The organism is Actinacidiphila sp. DG2A-62, assembly GCF_035825295.1.
In the GTDB taxonomy this organism is placed as follows: Bacteria; Actinomycetota; Actinomycetes; order Streptomycetales; family Streptomycetaceae; genus Actinacidiphila.
The window spans coordinates 8,474,984-8,497,085 of record NZ_JAYMGI010000002.1; the positions used below are offsets into that span (position 1 = coordinate 8,474,984).

The 22,102-nt window shown below is 75.5% G+C and carries 20 protein-coding genes and 2 pseudogenes; 14 read left to right on the forward strand and 8 right to left on the reverse strand.

Annotation, left to right across the window (positions count from 1 at the left end; all coding sequences use genetic code 11):
• Nucleotides 1–15: 15 nt before the first annotated feature.
• Together VSR01_RS37190 and VSR01_RS37195 are read right to left on the reverse strand one after the other, a co-directional pair.
• Entirely contained in the window at nt 16–1,071 is a 1,056-nt protein-coding gene (locus VSR01_RS37190) for a LysR family transcriptional regulator (RefSeq protein WP_326453369.1), read from the reverse strand.
• Between the two features lie 159 nt (nt 1,072–1,230).
• The gene (locus VSR01_RS37195; protein WP_326453370.1) at nt 1,231–1,641 is read right to left on the reverse strand and encodes a DUF2795 domain-containing protein; all 411 of its coding nucleotides are present in this window, start codon (nt 1,639–1,641) and stop codon (nt 1,231–1,233) included.
• A gap of 184 nt (nt 1,642–1,825) precedes the next feature.
• Between VSR01_RS37195 and VSR01_RS37200 the strand changes: the two genes are divergently transcribed.
• Nucleotides 1,826–2,143 (forward strand): hypothetical protein, encoded by a 318-nt coding sequence (locus VSR01_RS37200; protein WP_326453371.1) that lies wholly within the window; start codon nt 1,826–1,828, stop codon nt 2,141–2,143.
• A 188-nt stretch (nt 2,144–2,331) separates the two neighbouring features.
• On the opposite strand, the gene VSR01_RS37205 is transcribed toward VSR01_RS37200, so the two are convergent.
• From VSR01_RS37205 to rfbB, 3 genes are all read right to left on the reverse strand, one after another.
• Nucleotides 2,332–3,090 carry a G1 family glutamic endopeptidase gene (locus VSR01_RS37205; RefSeq protein ID WP_326453372.1) on the reverse strand — a complete coding sequence of 253 codons (759 nt, stop codon included), beginning with the start codon at nt 3,088–3,090 and terminating at the stop codon, nt 2,332–2,334.
• A gap of 262 nt (nt 3,091–3,352) precedes the next feature.
• Nucleotides 3,353–4,231, reverse strand: coding sequence for a dTDP-4-dehydrorhamnose reductase (rfbD, locus tag VSR01_RS37210; RefSeq protein WP_326453373.1), 879 nt, complete (start codon nt 4,229–4,231; stop codon nt 3,353–3,355).
• The gene (gene rfbB / locus VSR01_RS37215) at nt 4,228–5,217 is read right to left on the reverse strand and encodes a dTDP-glucose 4,6-dehydratase (RefSeq protein WP_326453374.1); all 990 of its coding nucleotides are present in this window, start codon (nt 5,215–5,217) and stop codon (nt 4,228–4,230) included. Before rfbB ends, rfbD begins: the two co-directional genes overlap by 4 nt.
• Before the next feature lie 98 nt (nt 5,218–5,315).
• On the opposite strand from rfbB, the pseudogene rfbA reads away from it, so the two are divergent.
• Nucleotides 5,316–6,223: pseudogene (gene rfbA, locus VSR01_RS37220) on the forward strand (glucose-1-phosphate thymidylyltransferase RfbA).
• A 78-nt stretch (nt 6,224–6,301) separates the two neighbouring features.
• Here the strand turns inward: rfbA and rfbC are convergent.
• A complete protein-coding gene (gene rfbC, locus VSR01_RS37225) occupies nt 6,302–6,895 on the reverse strand; it encodes a dTDP-4-dehydrorhamnose 3,5-epimerase (protein ID WP_326454001.1) in 594 nt (197 codons plus the stop codon).
• A gap of 245 nt (nt 6,896–7,140) precedes the next feature.
• On the opposite strand from rfbC, the gene VSR01_RS37230 reads away from it, so the two are divergent.
• The 12 genes from VSR01_RS37230 (at nt 7,141) to VSR01_RS37285 (ending at nt 19,429) form a co-directional block, all read left to right on the forward strand.
• Nucleotides 7,141–7,740 carry an acyltransferase gene (locus VSR01_RS37230; RefSeq protein WP_326453375.1) on the forward strand — a complete coding sequence of 200 codons (600 nt, stop codon included), beginning with the start codon at nt 7,141–7,143 and terminating at the stop codon, nt 7,738–7,740.
• Between the two features lie 633 nt (nt 7,741–8,373).
• Nucleotides 8,374–9,519 (forward strand): hypothetical protein, encoded by a 1,146-nt coding sequence (locus tag VSR01_RS37235; protein ID WP_326453376.1) that lies wholly within the window; start codon nt 8,374–8,376, stop codon nt 9,517–9,519.
• The gene (locus VSR01_RS37240; RefSeq protein WP_326453377.1) at nt 9,516–10,292 is read left to right on the forward strand and encodes a WecB/TagA/CpsF family glycosyltransferase; all 777 of its coding nucleotides are present in this window, start codon (nt 9,516–9,518) and stop codon (nt 10,290–10,292) included. Before VSR01_RS37235 ends, VSR01_RS37240 begins: the two co-directional genes overlap by 4 nt.
• Nucleotides 10,292–11,548: a nucleotide sugar dehydrogenase gene (locus VSR01_RS37245; protein WP_326453378.1), complete on the forward strand. Its 1,257-nt coding sequence runs from the start codon at nt 10,292–10,294 to the stop codon at nt 11,546–11,548. The genes VSR01_RS37240 and VSR01_RS37245 overlap by 1 nt, the downstream gene beginning before the upstream one ends.
• Nucleotides 11,548–12,804, forward strand: coding sequence for a non-hydrolyzing UDP-N-acetylglucosamine 2-epimerase (gene wecB / locus VSR01_RS37250; RefSeq protein WP_326453379.1), 1,257 nt, complete (start codon nt 11,548–11,550; stop codon nt 12,802–12,804). Before VSR01_RS37245 ends, wecB begins: the two co-directional genes overlap by 1 nt.
• A 57-nt stretch (nt 12,805–12,861) precedes the next feature.
• The gene (locus VSR01_RS37255) at nt 12,862–14,016 is read left to right on the forward strand and encodes a hypothetical protein (protein WP_326453380.1); all 1,155 of its coding nucleotides are present in this window, start codon (nt 12,862–12,864) and stop codon (nt 14,014–14,016) included.
• Nucleotides 14,017–14,472: 456 nt separating this feature from the next.
• Nucleotides 14,473–15,861, forward strand: a complete 1,389-nt coding sequence (locus VSR01_RS37260) for an oligosaccharide flippase family protein (protein WP_326454002.1) — start codon at nt 14,473–14,475, stop codon at nt 15,859–15,861.
• Nucleotides 15,862–15,867: 6 nt separating this feature from the next.
• Nucleotides 15,868–17,028, forward strand: a complete 1,161-nt coding sequence (locus tag VSR01_RS37265) for a hypothetical protein (RefSeq protein ID WP_326453381.1) — start codon at nt 15,868–15,870, stop codon at nt 17,026–17,028.
• Between the two features lie 30 nt (nt 17,029–17,058).
• Complete coding sequence (locus VSR01_RS37270) at nt 17,059–17,880, forward strand: glycosyltransferase family 2 protein (RefSeq protein WP_326453382.1); 822 nt, start codon at nt 17,059–17,061, stop codon at nt 17,878–17,880.
• A gap of 40 nt (nt 17,881–17,920) precedes the next feature.
• Entirely contained in the window at nt 17,921–18,262 is a 342-nt protein-coding gene (locus tag VSR01_RS37275) for a hypothetical protein (protein WP_326453383.1), read from the forward strand.
• Nucleotides 18,193–18,903 carry a class I SAM-dependent methyltransferase gene (locus VSR01_RS37280; protein WP_326454003.1) on the forward strand — a complete coding sequence of 237 codons (711 nt, stop codon included), beginning with the start codon at nt 18,193–18,195 and terminating at the stop codon, nt 18,901–18,903. The genes VSR01_RS37275 and VSR01_RS37280 overlap by 70 nt, the downstream gene beginning before the upstream one ends.
• Nucleotides 18,904–19,090: 187 nt before the next feature.
• Nucleotides 19,091–19,429: a hypothetical protein gene (locus tag VSR01_RS37285; RefSeq protein ID WP_326453384.1), complete on the forward strand. Its 339-nt coding sequence runs from the start codon at nt 19,091–19,093 to the stop codon at nt 19,427–19,429.
• 233 nt (nt 19,430–19,662) lie between these two features.
• Here VSR01_RS37285 and VSR01_RS37290 read toward each other — a convergent pair.
• Together VSR01_RS37290 and VSR01_RS37295 are read right to left on the reverse strand one after the other, a co-directional pair.
• Nucleotides 19,663–19,968: pseudogene (locus tag VSR01_RS37290) on the reverse strand (glycosyltransferase family 2 protein); the annotation flags it as partial.
• Nucleotides 19,965–22,007, reverse strand: a complete 2,043-nt coding sequence (locus tag VSR01_RS37295; RefSeq protein WP_326453385.1) for an O-antigen ligase family protein — start codon at nt 22,005–22,007, stop codon at nt 19,965–19,967. The pseudogene VSR01_RS37290 and the gene VSR01_RS37295, both read right to left, overlap by 4 nt.
• Between the last annotated feature and the right edge of the window lie 95 nt (nt 22,008–22,102).

Below are 22,102 nucleotides of genomic sequence, written 5' to 3' on the forward strand. Positions count from 1 at the left end.
GGGACCGCCCGCGGCTCACGCCTGCGGCCCGGCCGCCTCCGCCGCGGCCGGCGCACCGTCCCGCGCACCGTCCTGTGCCCGGTCCCGGGCCGCGCCCTGCGTCCTGTCCCGCGCTCCGTCCCGCACCGCGACCCGCTCTCCGTCCCGGGCCGCGCCCCGCTGCCCCTCCTGGGACTCCGGCCGCGCTCCGTCCTGGGCGCAGGACGCCGCCGCCAGCTCGGCGAAGTCCTCGATCAGCGGCGTGTCCTCCCGGTCGGCGGACCAGGCAAGACAGACCTGGGCGGGGGCGATGTCGTCGACCGGGACGTGGCAGACGTCGGGGCCGGCGTAGTGGGCGGCGGCCGACAGCGGCGCGACGACCACGCCGCGCAGCGCCGCCACGTACTGGAGCTTCTCCTCCATGGTGCGCACCGTCGGCGCGGCGGGCGGTCCGCCGTCCTCGGGACGCGGCCGGCCGGGCAGGTCGCGCCACTCGGGCACCGCGTCGGGGTCCTGCAGCAGCCGCTCCGCCGCCAGGTCGGCGATGCCGAGCGACGCCCGGCTGGCCAGCCGGTGGGAGCGGGGCAGGATCGCGACCCGCGGCTCGGTGAACAGCGGGCGCAGCCGCAGCCCGGCCCGCTCCACCGGCATCCGCACGAAGCTGACGTCGGCCCGCCCGTCGCGCACCACCAGCGCCTGGTCGTCCCAGTACGTGCGCACCAGCTCCACCCGCAGGTCCGGCCGGCGCGCGAGCAGCGCCCGCACCGGCGCGGTGACGCTGACGCCCGGCATGAACGCCACCGTGAACGTCCCGTCGCCGTCCGCGGCCTGCCGCACCCGCCGGTGCACGCCCTCCGCCGCGGCCAGCAGGCCGGGCGCGTCGGCCAGCAGCTGGCGCCCGGCCGCGGTGAGCGCGGTGGACCGCCGGTCGCGGTCGAACAGCCGCACCCGCAGCTCGTCCTCCAGCGCGCGGATCTGCCGGGACAGCGCCGGCTGCGCGAGGTGCAGCCGTTCCGCGGCCCGCCCGAAGTGCAGTTCCTGCGCCACCGCCACGAAGTGGCGCAGCTTGCGCAGGTCCACGTCGGCGGGCACGGCGTCCTCCTCGGGCATCAGGTCGCGACCGGCGCCGGGGCGGTCGCGGTCATGGTCCCTCCGGCGGCGGTTTCGGGCCGGCCCGGCTCCCCGCCGGTCCGGCGCGGTCTCCACGGTAGCGCCCGTGGGCGACCGGCCGCGCCCGCGGACCGGCGGCGGTCACACCCGCCGCGCCTCCACGCCCAGGCCGAGCGCGCGCACCACCGCCTGGACGTTCTCGTACGACTCGTGGTCGGGCAGCGCGGCCACCCGCTCCAGCAGGTCGTCGGGGGCCTGGTGGCGGTGGAGGGCGCCGAGGAGCGCCGAGCGGCGGGCCGGGAAGAGCCCGCGCTCCAGGTGCCGGGCCAGGGCGCTGCGCAGCGCCACGTCCTGCGGGGTCATCCCGGGCGGCGCGGAGCCCTCCGGGACGGCGGCGCTGAACTCGGCGACCGGCTGGTCCTCGCCCGAGGGCTGCGGCTCGAAGTCCTCCTCGACCCGCACGGCGCGCCCCGCCTTCAGCTCGCCCTGGATCTCCCTCTTCAGCTCGTCGTCGCGGACCGAGCCGGTCTTGTTGCTTCCCTGGTCTGCCATAGGGCTGTGACCTCCCTGGTCGTACCGGTGGTGCGTCGTGCTCTGCCGACCGGTGGGGCCGCCGCGGCGGGCGGGGCCCGCCGCCGCCCCTTCCGGTCCGGGACGCGTACCCGAGCAGAACGGCGTGAAACGGGCGCGGGCGGACCGCGTGTTTCGGCAGCGCCCGGTGGGCAGACGCAACCCCATGAGCACCTACGTCGTCACCGTGCCCGGCACCTTCCTCACCCCCAGGACCGACGCGGAGCGCGCGGCCCTGGTGCGGGCGCTGCGTCCGGTCGATCCGCAGGGCACCGACTTCGGCGAGGCGGAGGACCTGGACATCCTTTCCGTCTATCCGGGCACGCCCGCCTTCAGCCTGCGGCTGGAGGTCGCGGCCGAGAACGCGCCCGCCGCCGAGGCGCGGGCCAGCCAGATCGCGCAGCAGGCACTGGCCGCGGCCGGCATCGAGCCGGAGAGCGCGCCGCTCGGCCAGCCGGCGATCACCGGTCTCGCCGGGGACTGACCCGCCGGGCTCCGCCGGGCGCGCGGGGTCCCGGCCCGCGACCGCGCGCGGCGCCGCACGACCGCGCGCCGCGCGCCCGGGCCGGAGTCGGGGTCCGGCCGGGCGCGTCGGAGGGAGTGCGCCGTGTGCGCGTGGCGCGTGCCCGCTCGGCGGACACGCGCCACGCGCACGGCCCGGCGCGGCGGACCCTAGCTGTGATTCCAGGTCACGCTGAAGTTCCCGCCGCCGGACAGCGCCGACGTGGTGGCCTTCGTGGTGCTGCCGGACGCCATGTTGATCCGGTCCGGGCTGAAGTTGCCTATCGGCTGGCCGTTCGCCGTGGAGTTGGTGAACGACGCGGTGCCGAAGTTCGACAGCGGCAGCACGCCGGTGGAGCTCGACGGCGCCTCGGCGATGACCTCCGCCGAGTACTTCTTGGCCGTGCTGGACGACTTCGTCGTGGTCTTCGTCCAGCCCCTGGTGACATCGGTGAGGGTGAGCGTGAAGGTGCTGCCGCTGACCGACACCGTCGAGGTGAAGTGGTCGCCGGGGGAGACGGTGTTGCTGTAGTTCACCGGGTAGGCCGGGTACATCTCGTACCACGACGAGTAGTACGCCCGGCCGCCCGAGCAGTCGGCCTCGGTGCCGGTCTGCTCCACCGAGTTGCTGCCGTCGCCGTCGATGCCGATCCAGAACGACGAGTAGGTGGTGGCGCTGCCGCAGCTCACCGCCGGCTGCACCCAACTCGCCGAGACGCTGGTGAAGGTGGAGCCCGTGGCCGCGTAGCCGGCCCAGTTGCCGCTGGTGCTGTGCTGGATCAGGCCGCCGGGGCCGATCAGGTGGTGGGAGGCCACCGGCGTGTTGAGGACCGGCGCGGCCGTGGCGACCGCGACGGGCGCGGTGGCCAGGGTGGACAGGACCGCGGCCGCTACTGCGGACGCGGCGGTGAAGCGCTTGGTTGCCGACATGCTGCTCCTTCTCGCGGGACTCGCGGTGCAGGTGCCTCGCGCGTGCACGGGTGGGAGTCGTGTGACGCGCGTTGCATGGTTGTCAGTGTGCAGACAACACTGGGAGTGGTGGCACCAGAGCAGCACCAACGATCGGCAAAGGTCGCGCCAAGTCCAGCGGGAACGCGGGCCGTTGCCGCCCCTTCGCGCCGGCCCGCGGACTCCGTCCGCGCGTCGGCCCCCGGCCGGTCCCGCGGGCCGGCGGCCGGTCCGTCCCGGCGCGTCAGCCGCGGGAGGGTCGCACCAACTCCGGCATGGCATCGCCGAGTTGGTCGCGCCACGCGGCCATCGGCGGCAACTGCGCGCGTTCCCAGCCCCCGTGCCCCAGCACGCTGTACGCCGGCCGCGGCGCCGGCCGCGGGAAACGGTCGGAGGTCGTCGGCCGTACCCGCCGCGGATCGAGTCCGGCCAGCTCGAACACCGCCCGCGCCAGCCCGAACCAGCTCACCTGCCCCGAGGCCGTGCCGTGGTAGATCCCGCCCGGCGCCCGGCCCGCGACCGCCGCCGACCCCAGCTCCGCCAGCCGCACCGCCAGCGCCCCCGACCAGGTCGGCTGCCCCACCTGGTCGTCCACCACCTCGACGGTCTCCCGCCGCCCCGCCAGCTCCAGCATCGTGGTGACGAAGTTGCGGCCGTGCGCGCCGTACAGCCACGCGGTGCGGACCACGAAGCCGCGCTCCGGCAGCAGGCCGAGCACCGCCCGCTCCCCGGCCAGCTTGCCGCGCCCGTACGCGTTGACCGGCCGGGTCGGCGCGTCCTCGGCGTACGGGCGCGACGCGTCGCCGGGGAAGACGTAGTCGGTCGACACCTGCAGCAGGACCGCGCCGTGCGCCGCGCACGCCCGCGCCAGCGTCCGCGGCCCCTCGCCGTTGACCCGGGCCGCTTCCTCCTCGCGCTCCTGCGCGCCGTCCACGTCCGTCCACGCCGCGGCGTTGACCACCACGTCGTGCCCGGCGACGGCGGCGTCCACCGCGGCCGGGTCCGTGACGTCGAGGGCGGCGCGGTCGGCCGCGGTGACCCGCGCGCCGGCGGTCGCGCCGAGCACCCGCGCCAGGTCCCGGCCGAGCATCCCGCCCGCGCCGGTGACCAGCCAGCGGGTCACCGCGGCAGCTCCGCCTTGGCCTTCAGCGGCTCCCACCAGTCGCGGTGGTCGCGGTACCACGCCACGGTGTCGGCCAGCCCCTCGTCGATCCCGACCAGCGGCTCGTAGCCCAGCTCGTCGCGGATCTTCCCGATGTCCAGCGAGTAGCGCAGGTCGTGCCCCTTGCGGTCGGGCACCTGCTCGACGCGGTCCCAGTCCGCCCCGCAGGCCCGCAGCAGCCGCCCGGTCAGCTCGCGGTTGGTCAGCTCGGTGCCGCCGCCCACGTGGTACACCTCGCCCGCCCGGCCCCGGTGCAGCACCAGGTCGACGCCCCGGCAGTGGTCGGAGACGTGCAGCCAGTCGCGCACGTTGCGCCCGTCGCCGTACAGCGGCACCTTCCGGCCGTCCAGCAGGTTGGTGACGAACAGCGGGATCATCTTCTCCGGGAAGTGGTACCGCCCGTAGTTGTTGGAGCAGCGGGTGACCGTCACGTCCATGCCGTGGGTGCGGTGGTAGGCCAGCACCATCAGGTCGGAGGCGGCCTTCGACGCCGCGTAGGGGGAGTTCGGGGCCAGCGGCGAGCGCTCGGTCCACGACCCCCGGGCGATCGACCCGTACACCTCGTCGGTCGACACGTGCGCGAAGCGGCCCACCCGGTGCCGCCGCGCGGCGTCCAGCAGCACCTGGGTGCCCAGCACGTTGGTGGTCACGAACGGCGAGGCGTCCACGATCGAGCGGTCCACGTGCGACTCGGCCGCGAAGTGCACCACCGCGTCCTGCCCGGCCATCACCTCGTCCACCACCGAGCGGTCGCGGATGTCACCGTGCACGAACACGTAGTCCGCGCGGCCGGCCACCGGGGCGAGGTTCGCCTCGTTGCCGGAGTAGGTGAGGTTGTCCAGGACGGTGATCCGGGCGCCAGGGCCCGAGGGCAGCGCGCCGCCGAGGGCGGCCCGCACGAACTGCGATCCGATGAAGCCGGCCCCGCCGGTGACGAGTATGCGCATGGCACCGCCATGCTAGGCCAGGCGCCTGCCGCCGGCCGGGGAATGCGGATTTCCGCGGTCCAACACGGTGAAAGGCCCCGATGGCTACCATCACCGGCATGCGCGGAATAGTGCTCGCCGGCGGCACCGGCTCCCGTCTGTGGCCGATCACCATGGCCGTGTCCAAGCAGCTCATGCCGGTCTTCGACAAGCCGATGATCTACTACCCGCTGACCACCCTGGTCAGCGCCGGGGTCCGGGACATCCTGGTCATCACCACGCCGCAGGACCGGCCGCAGTTCGAGCGGCTGCTCGGCGACGGCTCCCGGCTCGGGCTCCGGCTGTCCTTCGCCGTGCAGGAGCGGCCCGCCGGGATCGCCGAGGCCTTCCTGATCGGCGAGGAGTTCATCGGCGGCGAACCGGTCGCGCTGATCCTCGGCGACAACATCTTCCACGGCGCCGACCTGGGCCGTCAGCTGCGCGCCTCCGGCGAGCCCAAGGGCGGCGTCGTCTTCGCGCACGCCGTCGCCAACCCCGGCGACTACGGCGTGGTGGAGTTCGACGAGCAGGGCCGCGCGCTGTCCATCGAGGAGAAGCCGGCCCGCCCCGCTCCCGCTACGCCGTGCCCGGCCTGTACTTCTACGACGCGGGCGTCGTCGAGGTGGCCCGGCGGCTCACCCCCAGCGCCCGCGGCGAGCTGGAGATCTCCCACGTCAACCAGCACTACCTGGAACGCGGCCTGCTCACCGTGCGGGTGCTGGACCGCGGCACGGTCTGGCTGGACACCGGCACCTTCCAGTCCCTCGTCCAGGCGTCGGAGTACGTCCGCGTGGTGGAGGAGCGGCAGGGCTTCAAGATCGGCTGCATCGAGGAGGCGGCCTGGCTGGCCGGCTTCATCGACGACGCCCGGCTGCGCGAACTCGCCGAGCCGCTGCGGAAGAGCGGCTACGGCGAGTACCTGCTCGACCTGCCGCGGCACCGCGGCTCCGACACCGGCTTCGGCCACCGCACCGGCCGCTGGATCTGAGGCGGGCCCCGCCGGGAGGTCCGGCGCCGGGCCCTGCCCCGGATCCGGCGGCCGGCCCCGGACGGCCCGGCGGCCGGCCTATCCGGCCGCCGCCGCGTACTGCGCCAGGCACGCTTCGTACGACGGCAGCATGCCCTTGGCCAGCGCCTCGGCGAGCGTCGGCGCCTGCGCGTCCTTCGCCGACAGCAGCGGCTCGATCCCCTCGGGCCAGGCGATGCCCAGCTCCGGGTCGAGCGGGTCGACGCCGTGCTCGCGGGCCGGCGCGTACTCCTGCGAGCACAGGTACATCACGGTCGCGTCGTCGGTCAGCGCCATGAACGCGTGGCCCAGCCCCTCGGAGACGAACAGCGCCGCGCGCCCGTCCGCGTCCAGCCGCAGCCCCTCCCACGCGCCGAAGGTCGGCGACCCCACACGCAGGTCCACCACGACGTCCAGCACCGCGCCGCGTACACAGGTGACGTACTTCGCCTGGCCCGGCGGTACGTCGGCGTAGTGGACGCCGCGCAGCGATCCGCGTACGGACGTGGAGGCGTTCGCCTGGACCGGTCGCAGCGTGCGGCCGGTCGCCGCGGCGAGCGCGCCCTCCTTGAACCACTCGTGGAAGTCCCCCCTGGGATCGCTGAACACCCGCGGCTCATGCAGCCACGCCCCCGGAATCCCCAGCTCACGCACCTCGACCACGCCCTCCGCTCGGTCCCCTGGCCACCGGCCCCTTCCGGCGGCGACCCATTGTGACCCGCGGGCCCGTCCCGGCGGGCGGGCAGGCGCGGGTCCGTCGCGCCGCGCCCCGGCGCGCACCTATGCTCCGTGCGACAGGCGGGACCTGCCGGGGGGAGTCCGGCGGCGTCCCGGGGGAGCCTGGCGGTGTCGGGGACGTGCGGGGACGTCCGAGTGCGTCCCCTGGGGAGGGTCGGCGCGTGACGGTCAGGATTCAGCCCACCGCGCAGGTGGACGCGGGCGCGGAGCTGGGCGAGGGGACGACGGTCTGGGAACTGGCCCAGATCCGGGAGCGGGCGCGGCTCGGCCGCGGCTGCAACGTGGGGCGCGGCGTCTACGTCGGCCCCGGCGTGCGCATCGGCGACCACGTCAAACTCCAGAACCACGCGCTGGTCTACGAGCCGGCCGAACTCGCCGACGGGGTGTTCGTCGGCCCGGCCGCGGTGCTCACCAACGACTACTTCCCGCGCGCCGTCGACCCCGACGGCCGCCCCAAGCGCGCCGGCGACTGGGAGCCGGTCGCGGTGCGCGTCGCCGAGGGCGCCTCGCTCGGCGCCCGCTCGGTGTGCGTGGCGCCGGTGCGCGTCGGCCGCTGGGCGATGGTCGCCGCTGGCGCGGTGGTCACCCGCGACGTGCCGGACTTCGCCCTGGTGGCGGGGGTGCCCGCGCGGCGGATCGGCTGGGTCGGCAGGTCCGGCGAACGCCTGGCGGAACGGCCCGACGAGCCGGGCGTCTGGAGCTGCCCCGCCTCCGGCGAGCTGTACGACGAGAAGGACGGCACGCTCTTCGAGCGCCGCTGACTCCCGCGCGGCCCCGGTCCCAGCCGGCCCGACCGCACCGCGGACCCCGGCCGGGCCCCGCCCGTCCCGTCCGGTCGCCTCGCGCCGACCGGAGCGCGCCCGCGGCCCCCTCCAGAGCCGCCGCGACGCCGGTACGGCGGCCCGAGGAGCGCCGCCGGAGCGTGCGGGAACGGCGGAAACGGAACCCGGTGTGAACAGACGGCGGCAGGTTTCCGCAAAACATGAAACGGCGTACATCCGCAGGCATATCGTGTTCTCCACGCTGCGTGCCGGAACGGGCGATCGGTCCGCTCCGGCGGGGGTGGGGAGACATCGGCGGCGCGCCGAGCGTCCGGGACTGGGCCCGGACCGGCCGCGCGGCCGCGAGCAGGTGACCAGGGGGGCTGGTGTGCACGATCCAGCAGGACCGGGCGCGCCGACGGCGCACCACGACACGGGTGTTCCGCGCCCGGGACCGGCACGGCCGGCGTGCCGTGCCTCCGGCGGCTGAAGCGCACCGCGGACATAGCTTGCCCATGATCATTGTGAGGGGACGATGACCACGACACGTCTCGCCGCGCTCGGCGGCGAGGACCCGTTGCTGCACGCTCTGGCCGAACGCCTGCTGGGGGTGGCGAAGCCGGCCTGCCCGCGATGCTCGGGCCGGGGGGCGACACGTTCGTCTTCACCCGCGCCGCCACGCCCGCCGGGGCGACGGCCGGGGCGACGGCCGGCACGGCGCCCGCCGCGGCCACCGCGCTCGCCGGCCGCGGCGAGAGCGTCCGCTACGCCGCGATCACCGTGCTCGGCGCCCGCCTGCTGCCCGAGCCGCGGCAGCGCGCGGTGCTCGGCGGGCGCACTGCGCGGGAGTTCGCCGCGCTGCTCGTCGAGCGGCTGCCCCGGGTGGACGACCTCGGCGACGCCGCGCTGATCGCCTGGGCCGCCGCCGACACCGGCGCCGACGGGCTGGCCGCGGCCCTGGACCGCGTGGCCGCGCTCGACGCCGACGCCGGCCCGCGCTTCACCGTCGAGGCCGCCTGGGTGCTCTCCGCGCTGGCCGCGGCCCGCGCGAGCGCCGACGTCGAGCGCCCGCTGGCCGCCGCCCGCGACCGGCTGCTGCGGGCCCGCGTCGGCGACAGCCCGCTGTTCCCGCACGCCACCGGCCCCGGCAAGGTCCCCGGCTACCGGGCGCACGTGAGCTGCTTCGCCGACCAGACCTACCCGCTGCAGGCGCTCGCCCGCGCGCACGCCACCGGCGACGACCCCGAGGCGCTCGCCGCCGCGGACGCCTGCGCCGCCCGCATCTGCGAACTGCAGGGCGACGGCGGCCAGTGGTGGTGGCACTACGACGCGCGCACCGGCCGCACCGTCGAGGGCTACCCCGTCTACAGCGTCCACCAGCACGCGATGGCGCCCACCGCGCTCTTCGACCTCGCCGACGCCGGCGGCGGCGACTACGGCCGCTGGATCCGCCGCGGCCTGGCCTGGATGGCCGCGCCGCCCGAACTGGCCGCGGCCGGCGTCGAGGAGCCGATGATCCAGGACGCGCTGGGCGTCACCTGGCGCAAGGTCCACCGCGGCGACCCGCGCAAGGCGGTCCGCGCCGCCCGGGGCCTGGCCACCCGGGTGCGGCCCGGCGACCGGCTGGCGCTGCTCGACCGCGTGTACCGGCCGGCCGCGATCGACCGCGAGTGCCGGCCGTACGAGTTCGGCTGGATGCTGCACGCCTGGCTCGCCCCCGCACAACCGCCCGCCGCCGCGTCCCGCACCTGCGCCGCACGCCCGGAGGCCCGGGCATGAGCGGCCGCGTCACCCTCTTCGGCGTCGCGATGGACCCGCTGACGATGGACCAGACCGTTCAGCGGTGCCTGGCCGCCGTGCGCGACGGCGAGCGTCTTGAGGTCGGCGTCGTCAACGCCGCCAAGCTGGTCGCGATGCGCCGCGACCCGCGGCTGCGCGCCGCCGTCACCGGCTGCGACCTGGTGGTGGCCGACGGCCAGGCGGTGGTCTGGGCCTGGCCGCTGCGCGCCCGGCTGCCCGAACGGGTCGCCGGCATCGACCTGTTCACCCGGCTGCTGGACGCCGCCGAGCGGGCCGGCCACAGCGTCTACCTGCTGGGCGCCAAGCCGCACGTGGTCCAGGAGCTGACCCGCCGGCTCGCCCTCAGCCACCCCGCGCTGAAGATCGCCGGCGCCCGCGACGGCTACTTCTCCGACGCCGAGCAGGAGCAGGTGGCCGACGCCGTCCGCGACAGCGGCGCCGACCTGCTCTTCCTCGGCATGACCTCGCCGAAGAAGGAGGTCTTCACCGCCGCCCACGGCGCGCGCACCGGCGTGCGCGTCGTGCACGGCGTCGGCGGCTCCTTCGACGTGCTGGCCGGCGTCACCCGCCGGGCCCCGCGGCTGTGGCAGCGGCTCGGCCTGGAGTGGCTGTACCGGCTGCTCCAGGAACCCCGCCGGCTCGGCCGGCGCTACCTCACCACCAACGCGGCCTTCGTGATGATGACGGCCCGCGAACTCGTCCGCCGAACCCCCGCCGTGCCCGTCACCGGGTCCGCGAACAGGAGCTGCTGATGCGCGTCGTCGTGGTTGGACAGGGCTACGTCGGCCTCCCGCTGGCGATCCGGGCCGCCGAGGTGGGCCACGAGGTCATCGGATACGACGTCGACGCCCGGCGGATCAAGTCGCTGGCCGCCGGCGTCTCCTTCGTCGAGGACGTCTCCTCCGAACGGGTCGTGGCCGCCATGGACCGCGGCGCCTACCGCCCCAGCGACGCGGCCCGCGACTGCGGCGGCTTCGACGTCGCCGTGGTCACCGTGCCCACCCCGCTGCACGAGGGCGTGCCGGACCTGCGCTTCATCGAGGAGTCCGCCCGCACCCTCGCCCGCTACCTGCGCCCGGGCGCCACCGTGGTGCTGGAGTCCACCACCTACCCGGGCACCACCCAGGAGCTGTTCGCGCCGCTGCTGGAGGACGGCTCGGGCCTGACCGCCGGCGCGGACTTCCACCTCGGCTACAGCCCCGAGCGGATCGACCCCGGCAACCCGGTGTGGGGCTTCCAGCAGACCCCCAAGGTCGTCTCCGGCGTGGACGCCGCCTCGCTCAAGGCCGTCCAGGACTTCTACGCCGGGCTGGTCGACACCACCGTGCCGGTCGGCTCCCCGAAGGAGGCGGAGCTGGCCAAGCTGCTGGAGAACACCTTCCGGCACGTCAACATCGCGCTGGTCAACGAGATCGCGATGTTCGCCCGCCACCTCGACATCGACGTGTGGCAGGCCATCGACGCCGCGTCCAGCAAGCCGTTCGGCTTCATGAAGTTCACCCCGGGCCCCGGCGTCGGCGGCCACTGCCTGCCCATCGATCCGTCGTACCTGTCCTGGCGGGTGCAGCGCGAACTCGGCCAGAGCTTCCGGTTCGTGGAGCTGGCCAACGACATCAACGGCCACATGCCCGAGTACGTCACCCGCCGCATCATCGACGCGTTCAACCGGCGCCGCCGCTCGGTCAACGGCTCCCGGGTGCTGCTGCTGGGCCTGGCGTACAAGAAGAACACCGGCGACGCCCGCGAGTCGCCGTCGCTGCGCATCTCCCGGCTGCTGCTGGACATGGGCGCCAAGGTCCGGGCGGCGGACCCGCACGTGGTGGAGACCGCGGCCGTCGACCCCCGCCTGGTGCGGGTCGAGCTGACCCGCAAGGAGATCGCGAACGCCGACGTGGTGGTGCTGCTCACCGACCACGACGCCTTCGACTACGATCTGGTCATGGAGCACGCCGGCTTCGTGCTGGACTGCCGCAGGCGGCTGTCGGGCCCCGCGGTGGAGGTGCTGTGATGCGCGTGGTCTGCGTCGCCGGCGCCCGCCCCAACTACATGAAGACCAAGCCGGTCATGGACGCCCTGGAGCGGCGCGGCGCCGAGGTGCTGCTGGTGCACACCGGGCAGCACTACGACCCGGCGATGAACGACGTCTTCTTCCGCGACCTCGGCATCCGGCCGCCCGACCGGTTCCTCGGCGTCGGTTCCGGCAGCCACGCCGAGCAGACCGGCCGGGTGATGACCGCCTTCGAGCCGCTGCTCGCCGAGACGGCGCCGGACGCCGTCGTGGTCGTCGGCGACATCAACTCCACGGTGGCCTGCGCCCTGGTCACCGCCAAGGCCGGACCGCTGCTCGCGCACGTCGAGGCGGGGCTGCGCAGCCGCGACTGGACCATGCCGGAGGAGGTCAACCGGGTCGTCACCGACCGGGTCAGCGACCTGCTGCTGGCGCCCTCGCCCGACGCGGTCGCCAACCTGCGCGCCGAGGGGTACCGGGAGGACCAGATCCACCTGGTCGGCAATGTGATGATCGACTCGCTGCTCGCCAACCTCGACCGCGCCACCTCGGGCGACACGCTGGCCCGGCACGGCGTCACCGCCGGACGCTACGGCCTGGTCACCCTGCACCGCCCGGCCAACGTGGACGACCCCGCGGTGCTCGCCGGCCTGCTGAAAGCCCTCGGCACGATCGCCGAACGCCTCCCGCTGCTGCTGCCGGTGCACCCCAGGGCCGCCGAACGCCTGGCCGCGATCGGCGTGCCCGCCGGCGTGCGGACCGTGCCCCCGGCCGGCTACCTCGACTTCATCGCCCTCCAGCACGGCGCCGCGGTGGTGCTCACCGACTCCGGGGGAGTGCAGGAGGAGACCACCGCGCTCGGCGTGCCCTGTGTGACCCTGCGGGACAACACCGAGCGTCCGGTCACCGTGGACGAGGGCACCAACGTGCTGGCCGGACGCGACCCGGAGCGCGTCGTCGCCACCGCGCTCCGCGTCCTGGACGCCCCGCCGCCGCCCCGCCGCCCGGCCCTGTGGGACGGCCGGGCCGGCGACCGCGTCGCCGCCGTGCTGCTGGAGGCCGGCGCGGCCCCCGGCACGCGCCCGCGGCCCACGGACCGGCCCACGGACCGGCCCACGGACCGGCCCACGGACCGGCCCACGGACCGGCCCACGGACCGGCCCACGGACCGGCCCACGGACCGGCCCGCGGACGACGGCCGCGGCACGAACGCGCGGGACGCGCCCTCCGGCTCGCGAACGCCTCCCGCGGGGTGACCGCGCACCATATGCTCACCATCACGCACCAAAGGGCCGCGAGGGGGAACACACACCATGGATCTCGCTGAGATCTTCCGGGTCATGCGCAGGCGCTGGTACGTACTGCTGCCGGGCCTGCTGCTGACCGCGGTCCTCGCGGGCGGCGCCTATGCGACGGTGGCCAAGACGTACTCCTCGCAGAGCACCGTGATGCTGCTCAACTCCGAGAAGGCGACGCAGGAGTTCGACGGCAACCCCTTCCTCAGCACCCAGACCTCGCTGACCGGCATGGCCGACAGCCTGGCCCGCAACCTCAACTCCGACACCTCGGTGTCCGACCTGCGCGAGCAGGGCGCGACCGGCACCACCAACGCCAAGATCGCCGACAACGCGCTCGGCCCGCTGATGTGGCTCACCGCCACCGGGACCGACCCGGACCAGGTGCTGCGCACCGACAAGCTCCTCGCATCGTACGCCGAGAAGCGCCTCGACCAGCTCCAGGACGACCAGTCGGTGAAGACCGAGGCGAAGATCCGGATGACGGTGATCGTGCCGCCGCAGACCCCGACCGCGGCCGTCAAGTCCCGCACGGAGTATCTGGTGATGGCCGTGCTCGTGGGCATCGTGATCAGCCTCACCGCGACGTTCTGGGCCGAGGCCCGCGCCCGGGGCGCCGGGTCGGGCCGCCGCCACGCGGCCGGCCGCGGCACGGACGGCGGCGCGGCGAGCCCGGCGGGTGCGGCGGCCGGGCCGGACGCTCCGGGCGCGTCCGTCGCCGGCGCGTCAGGGAGCGGCTCGGAACCGCACGTCGCCGCGCCGCGGCCCGCCGCCGCGCCGCCCGACGCCCTCCGTGCGACGACCGCGCCCGACCCGGAGCCCCTGCGCTCCCGGCCGTCGCGCGGCACCCCCCGGTGGTCGGTCCCGGCCGGCGGCGACGACGCGGCCGACGACCCCCGCCGGGGCGCCGCACCCGGCGCCGGCACGCACCCGAACGGCATACGCCCCGGCGGCGGGTACGACGGCCCCGCCGGCCGGGGCGGCGACGCCTCGGACCCCGCCGCCCCGGACGGCTCCGCCGACGACCCCGCGGACCCGGCGCGGGCCGCCTCGGACACGGCGGACCGCTCCGTCCACGGGGCCCGCCCGGCCGAGCGCCCCGGCGACCTTCCCGCGGCCGGACCGGCCGACGGCACCCCCCTGCCCGAACCGCGCACCTCGCGCTTCGTGTGATCCCGCGACCCCCGCACCACCCCGGCGAGGAGCCGTCCATGAACAGGGCTCAGGCATCGGAGCGGCACGAGGGGCCGAGCGCTGCCGCCACGACGGGCGGCGGCGCGCCCGCCCCTGCCCGCGGTCCTGCCGCCGCATCCGAGTCGCCCGCCACCGCCGCCACCGCCACCACCGCCTCAGCCGACGCCGGCGGCACACCGCCGCTGCCGCGTCCGCGCCGGGTGCCCTCGTGGGCCGTCCAGGACGACGACGAGCCCGACCTGCCGGCCCCGCGCCGCCCCGGCACGCCCACGCCCCGCCGCCGCCCGCTCCCGCCGAGCCTGGCGCCGACACGAGCGCCGGCCCGGCGCCCGCCCCGAGGCCGACGCCGCGCGGTCCGCCGCCCCCACCACCGCCCCCGCCGACGCCCCCGCCGCCTTCGGCCGCACCGTCCGCTCCGCCGCCCGCTGGAGCCTGCTGAACACCGTCGCGATCCGGCTCGGCAACTTCGCCACCGGCATCGTCCTCGCGCGCTTCGTCCTCGACCCGGCGGCCTGGGGCGTCTACGGCATCGCCCAGACCGTGCTGCTGGTGCTGCTGTCGGCCAACGAACTCGGCGTCGGCCTCGCCATCGTCCGCTGGAACGGCGACCCGCGCCGCTTCGCCCCCACCGTCCTCACCCTCGGCACCCTGTCCAGCGCCGTCCTGTACGTCGCGCTGTTCGCCTCCGCGCCCGCCGTCGCCGCGGCGCTCGGCTCGCCCGACGCGACCGGCGTGCTGCGGGTGATGTGCGTGTCCGTGCTCATCGACGGCGTCGCCCAGGTCCCGAACGGCGTGCTCACCCGGGAGTTCCGCCAGGTGCGCCGGCTGGTGCTGGACGCCCTCAACTTCGTGCTCAGCACCGGGATCACCCTCGTGCTCGCCTTCGCCGGGTGGGGCGCGATGAGCTTCGCGGTCGGCGCGGTCGTCGGCAACGCCGCGGGGCTCGTCGGCGCGGCCGTCGCGGCCCCCGGCACCCTGCGCTTCGGCTGGGACCCCCGCCAGGCCCGCGCCCTGCTGCGGTTCGGACTGCCGCTGGCCGGCGCGAGCCTGCTCGCCCTGGGCGTGGTCAACATCGACACCATGGTCGTCGGATCGACCCTGGGCAAGGTCCAACTCGGGTTCTACGTCCTCGCGTTCAACGTCTCGGGCTGGCCGGTGCGGATCATCTCCGAGGCCGCCCGCCGGGTCTCCTTCGCCGGCTTCTCCCGGCTCGCCGACACCCCCGCCGCCCTCGCCAGGGGATTCAGCCGGGCCCTGGGCGTCCTGGTCACCGGCGCCGTACCGCTGTGCGTCCTGATGGGCGTGCTGGCCGGACCCCTGGTCCGGCTCGTCTACGGCGGCCAGTGGTCGCCCGCCTCCCGCGCGCTGCCGTGGCTGATGGCGCTCGGCCTGGTGCGCATCGGCTGCGAACTCGCCTACGACTGCCTGGTGGTCATCGGCAGGCGCCGGCTGCTGGTGGTCGTCCAGGCGCTGTGGCTCGGCGCGCTCGCCGCCGTCCTGGTCGCCGGCGCCCGGCTGGGCGGCATCGTCGGCGTCGCCCAGGGCCACGTCCTGGTCGCCGCCGGCCTGGTCGTCCCGGTCTTCGCGGCGGCGCTGCGCAGCGGCGGCATAGGGCTGCGCTGGATCGCCCGCGCCTGCGCCTGGCCGGCGCTGGGCGGCGCCGCCATGGCCGCCACCACGTACCTGCTCCACCACCGGCTCGGCGACGGCGTGCCGGCCCTGCTCGTCACCGCTGCCGCCGCCTTCGCGGTGTACGCGCTGTGCGTGCTGCCGAGCCGCCGGTTCCTGCGCGGCGCCACGCCCTCAGAACCCTCACCGAGGTGATCCCGCATGCTCCGCGACACGTTCCGTGACAGATTCCGCGCCAGAAGGCACCTGATCGCGTCCGTCTGCGCGGCGGCCGTGGCGGCCGTCGTGCTCTCGGTGGTGCTGGCCGAACGCTCGGGGGAGACCCGTACCGCGGCCGACTGCCCGGTCCAGGCCCTGGTGTGCAAGCCCGGCCAGCTCGACACGGTGACCTCCTCGGGGCCGCCGGCCACCACCGCCTCCACCGCGCCGCCGCAGGCCGACGACGCCAGGGCTCCCGGCGCCTCCCTGCCGAAGCCGACGACGACCGCCCCGCCCGGCACCCGGTCCGCGCCCCGGACGACGGCCGCCGCGACGGCGTCGGGCCCCTGCGAGACGCCGGGCGCGTGCGGCTTCCCCGACGCCTCCACCACCGGGCCGCGGCTGCCGCTGAAGACCGTCCGGTCCGGCGACCTGACCATCAGGACCGACAAGGAGGTCATCCGCGGCTGGGACCTGACCGGCTCGCTCGACGTCTACGCCAACGACGTGACCGTCATCGACAGCCGCATCGACTCCGCCAACTGGTGGGGCGTCAACCTGCGCCCCGGCTACCACGGCCTGCGGGTGCTGCACAACGAGATCACCGCCCGCCCCGGCAAGGGCCCGGACAACGGCGGCGTCGACTACGCGGTGGCCAACATGAGCACCAGCTCCGTCGAGGTCGGCTGGAACGACGTGTCGGTGTTCGGCAACGCGCTGTCCATGGGCCAGGGCAGCATCCACGACAACTACGTCCACGGCATCGTCCCGTTCGTCAACCAGGGCGGCGAGTACCAGCACGCCGACGCGGTGATCAGCAACGGCGGCGGCACCGGCGAGCTGTCCATCCGTCACAACACGCTGCTCAACCCGGTGCCCCTGGACAAGGGCGCCTCCGCCAGCATCGGCCTGTTCGCCGACTCCGCCCCGGTCGCCCACACCACCGTGGACGGCAACTGGCTGGCCGGCGGCGCCTACGCCCTCTACGGCGGCGGCCCCGGCTCCCACCACATCGTCGTCACCGGCAACATCTTCTCCTCCCAGTACCACCCGCACTGCGGCGCGTACGGGCCGGTCACCGCCTGGAACTTCGACGGCGAGGGCAACAGGTGGAGCGACAACCGGATGTCCGACGGCACCCCCGTCGTCCCGGAGAAGCCGTGACACCCACCGCTGTCTGAAAGGAGGACACGCGTGCCGCGCTCCGCCGTCCGCGCCCCGTGGGAGCTGCTCAAACGGCTCTTCGGCTGGCTGGTGCTGTTCGAGGCCCGCAACAAGGTCGTGCTCGCGCCGACCGCCTGGCGGCTGCGCCGCGTGGAGGACGCCGAGGTGCGCCGGCTGGCCGCCGCCGGGGTCCGCCCGCCGCACGCCCTGGTCGCCACCGTCGTCGCCACCCACCGCAGGCCCGGGCAGCTGCTGCGCGCGGTGGACTCCGCGCTCGCCCAGACCGTCGCCGACCACGTGGTGATCGTCGTCGACGACGGCGCGGGGCTGCCCGAACTCCCCGCCGACCCCCGGCTGTTCGCGGCGTCGCTGAGCCGCAACACCGCGGTCGCCGGAGTGGTGCGCAACGTCGGCATCCGGCTCACCCGCTCGACCTACGTCGCCTTCCTCGACGACGACAACCTCTGGGAGCCCGCGCACCTGGAGACCGCGCTGGCCGTGCTGCGCGCCCCCGGCGGCCCCGACGCCGTCTACACCGCGCTGCGCCGGCTGCGGCCCGACGGCGGCGAGCACGACGTCCTGTCCGTCCCGTTCGACCGGCGGCGCGCCGCCCACGCCTCGTTCCTCGACACCAACGCCTTCGTCGCCCGCCGCACCCGGGCGCTGCACTTCTCCCGGCTGCGCCGCACCCCCGAGGTGCTGCCGCGCGAGGACTGGGAGCTGATCCGCCGCTACGCCCGCCGCCACCGGGTCCGCCACGTGCCGGAGCCGACCGTGCGCTACCTGATCAATCCAGAGAGTTTCTACACCAGTTGGGACAACCGACGCCCGGCTGGACACTACGATGCCTGACGCGGCCGGAGCACCGGCCCGGGGGCGAGGGGGGTCTCGCGTGTTCAACAACCTGGTCAACCGGCACGACGCCGACCGGCTGCTGCGCAAGGTGCGGCGGCTGGAGCTGAACCCGGTGGTGGCCAAGCTCCGGGTCCGCGGCGGCGCCCGGGTGGTCGAGCACTGGACGGAGGTCGAGCCCTCGCTGACCCAGTGGTGGGCGATCCCGTCGGTGATACGCCGCTGGAACCGCCTGATGACCGGCGACCCCGACCTGTCCTTCCCGCGGTACGTCGCCCGCGCGCACTTCCCCCGCAGGGCGGCCTGCGCGGCCTGTCGCTCGGCTGCGGCACCGGCGGGAACGAACTGCTGTGGGCGCGCACCGGGGCCTTCTCGCTGCTGAAGGGCGTGGACGTGGCGCCGGCCCGGATCGATTTCGCCACCCGCGCCGCCGCCGAGGAGGGCCTCGCGGACGTGCTGCGGTTCGAGGTCGCCGACGTCGAGCGGATGGCCTCGGGCGGCGAGCGCTTCGACGTGCTGCTCGGACTCCAGTCGCTGCACCACTTCGACCGCCTGGACGCCACCCTGCCGCGGCTGGCCGCGCTGCTGGAGCCCGACGGCCTGTTCGTGGTGGACGAGTTCGTCGGCCCCACCCGCTTCCAGTGGACCGACCGCCAGCTGGAGGCGGCGAACGCGGTGCTCGCGCTGCTGCCCGAGGAGCGGCGCCGGTTGCCCGACGGCCGGATCAAGCGCCGCGTGGTGCGGCCCAGCCGGATGGCGATGGTGCTGGACGACCCCTCCGAGGCGGTCGACGCGGCGGCCCTGCTGCCGGGCCTGCGCCGGCTCTTCGACGTCGTCGAGGAACGCCCCTACGGCGGCACCGCGCTGCACATCGCCTTCTCCGGCATCGCCCACAACCTGCGCGACCAGGACCCGAAGACGCTCGCCCTGCTGGAGCGGTGCTTCGCCGTCGAGGACGAGGCGCTGCCGGAGATCGGCCACGACTTCGTCGCCCTGGTCTGCCGCCCGCGACAGCCCGCCTGACCCCGCCCACCGGCCGACCCCGCCCACCGTCTGACCCGCCCACCGTCTGACCGGGCCCACCGGCCGACCCCGCCGACCGCCGGGCCGGCCCGCGGCGCCGCCCGTCAGCCCGTCAGCCCGCCGGCCCGGCCGCTCCCGCAGCCGCGCCGGGCTGAGCAGCGCGCGCGCCGCGGCCCGGCTCTGCGGCTTGCCCAGCGCCGCCCGCGACGACTCGCGCAGCAGCACCGCGGCCCAGAAGAAGACCGCGGGCAGCGGCCCGTTCCTGCGCCGGTGCAGCCGCACCCGGTTGAGCACCAGCAGCGTCCACAGGTACGGCGACACCCGAGAGTCGCCGCCCAGGTGCACGGCGGTCGCGGCCGGCGCCAGGCGGGTCGCCAGACCCGCGTCGCCGGCCCGCAGGCAGTACTCGGTCTCCTCGGAGTACAGGAAGTACGACTCGTCCCACCGGCCGCACGCCGCGAGCGTCCGCTCGGAGATCATCATCAGCGCGCCCGTCGCCCAGTCCGCGCGGGTCGCCGCGGCGTAGGCGGCCGGGTCGGTGACCGTCTCGCCCAGCGCCGCCCACCGCCCCGCCCGCACATTGCCGATCAGCGCCTCGGCGAACGCCCGCAGCACCGTCGGCCGGCGGCGCAGCGACCGCACGGGTGCGTCCGCGCCCTCCTCGTAGAGCAGGGGGACGCTGATGCCGACCCGCGAGCCGTCCGGCAGCGGCGCGTCCAGCGCGTCCAGCAGCGCCTTCGCGCAGCCCGGCCGCATCCGCACGTCCGGGTTGCACACCATCGCCGCGCGCACCCCGCCCTCCCAGCCCTCGGTGGCGGCCAGCGCCGCGTTCACCCCGGCCGCGTAGCCGGCGTTGCGGCCGGTCTGCACCACCGTGGCGTCCGGCGCGAGGGCGCGCACCACCGCCACCGTGTCGTCCGCGGAGTCGTTGTCGGCGACCACCAGCCGCCACGGCGTGCCGTCCATGCCCCGCGGCAGCGAGGCGAGGAAGTCCGGCAGCACCGCCGCGCTGTTCCAGGTGACGACGAGCACCGCCACGGGGCGCCCGCCGCTCGGGTCGGTCATCGGGACTCCACGAGGTCGGCGGGCGCGGCGGGCGCCGCGGCGGCGGGGGAGCGGGGAGGCGCACCGCCGGCCTCCGGCACGGACGGCCGCGGGCGGTGCAGGAAGCCCAGGCAGCTGCCGCCCGCCCCCAGCACCAGGAAGAACATGCCCGCGTACATCGGGAAGCTGAGCGCGTCGAAGGTCGCGCTGATCACCAGCGCCACCACCGACGACGCGAAGAACGCCTGCCCCAGCTCCCGGTCGGACTCGGTGCGGGCCAGCCGGCGGATCGCGCCGCCGTGGTGGATGCCGGTGAGGAACAGCACCGCCAGCGCCAGCAGCCCGAGCGCCCCCATCTCGGCGGCGGTCAGCATGTACTGGTTGTCGGTGAAGAAGTACAGGTCCGGGCTGAACGTGCCGAACCCCCGCCCGAACAGCGGCCGTTCCCGCAGGTACGGCACGATCGCGGAGTACTTCACGGTCCGCGCCTGGGTGCTGCTGTCGGAGTTCGACAGGAACGTCGAGAACAGCGTGGTGATGGTCCCGATCAGGCCGGGCACCAGCACCTTGAAGACCCCGACCGACGCCGCCATCAGCCCCAGCGCCGTCCACCGCCGCTGCGGCTTCCACCGCGGCACCATCACCAGCGCCACCAGCGCGATGCCGATGATCGAGGTCCGCGACACGGTCAGCGGCAGCGCGCCGCCCATCACCGCCACCGGCCCCCAGCGGCGGATCCAGGCGGCCTTGCGCCGCACCGGGTCGAAGGCCTGCTGGATCGCGAACGGCAGCAGGATGGCCAGCATGCCGCCGAACTCCAGCGGGTGCGCCGTCGTCGAGCGCGGCCGCACGAAGTCGCCGCGGTCCATCGCCTCGATGCCCGCCACACTGGTGTGCAGGCCCGGGATGCTGATGGAGTCCGCGATGTTGGTGCGGGCGAAGAAGTCGTAGTAGCCGATCGCGGCCACCACCGTCGCCATCACCACCACCCGGCGCAGCAGCGTGTCCAGCCGGTCCCGGTCGGAGATCCCGGCCGAGGCGAGCACCACCAGCGACACCCACACCAGCAGCAGGATCAGCCCGCGGTCGGCGCCGAGCACCTCCTCGTGCGAGCCGGCCCGGGTCGCGTCCGCCACGTACGACATCAGCACCGCGGCGGCCAGCACGCACATCGCCAGGCGCGGCCCCCGGGTCCCCGCGGCCGGTGTGATCCGCCCGGTCAGCCACGACGCCACGTACCAGAACAGGCCGAGCAGCGCGAAGACGTTGGCCGGGGTGCCGGCGCCGCCCAGCGCCGGCAGCGCCATGTTCGACGGCACGAAGAAGGCCAGCAGCAGATAGCCGGTGAGGATCGTCGCGGCGTCCAGCGGCCGGCGCAGCAGCGCCCGCTGCCGGGTCCAGCGCACCGCCGGCCGCGCCCGGTCCGCGCGCGCGGGCAGCCCGCGCCGCCGGCGCCTGGCCCGCGACCAGCTCTCCACCACGAAGCTCAGCAGGAAGCCGGCCGTGGTGCAGGCGATCACCACCGCCGCCACGTACTGGTAGCGGCTCTTCTGCTGCGACACCGGGGTCTGCGGCAGCACGATCGGCGCGGCCTTGACGTAGTACTGCGGCGCCACCCGCGAGGCCGCCTGCAGCGCCTGCAACTGCTCCTGGGCGAAGTCGGTCAGCCGGCGCGTCTCGGCGAGCACGTGCGCCCGGTCGGTGCCGGTCACCGCGAACGACACCAGCGGCCCCGAGGCGCCCGCCGCGAAGCCCACCGTGTACGGGTCGCCCACCCCCCGCTTGTGCAGGTCGCTCGCGGCGTCCGAGGACTGCAGCGTCTTGATCAGCACGTCCGCGGTGACCACCAGTGAACCGCCCGCGTTGGACAGCGGGTTGCCGTACGTCGGCGCGAGCCGGGCGACCGCGGTGGAGTCCAGCAGCGAGATGGAACTCTGCGAGGTGTACTGCACCGGCACCGTCGTGTAGAGCCAGCCGCCCGCCAGCAGCCCGGCCAGGGTCAGCGGCAGCATCAGGTACCAGCGGCGGGCCAGCACCGCGAGAAGTTCGCCCAGCGTCATGCCCGCACCCCCAGGCCGCGCGGGCGGCGAGCCGCCGACTTCGGGCGCCGCCGCACATTCCCGGGCGAGTGGCCCGAACCGGTGGCAGTCGCACC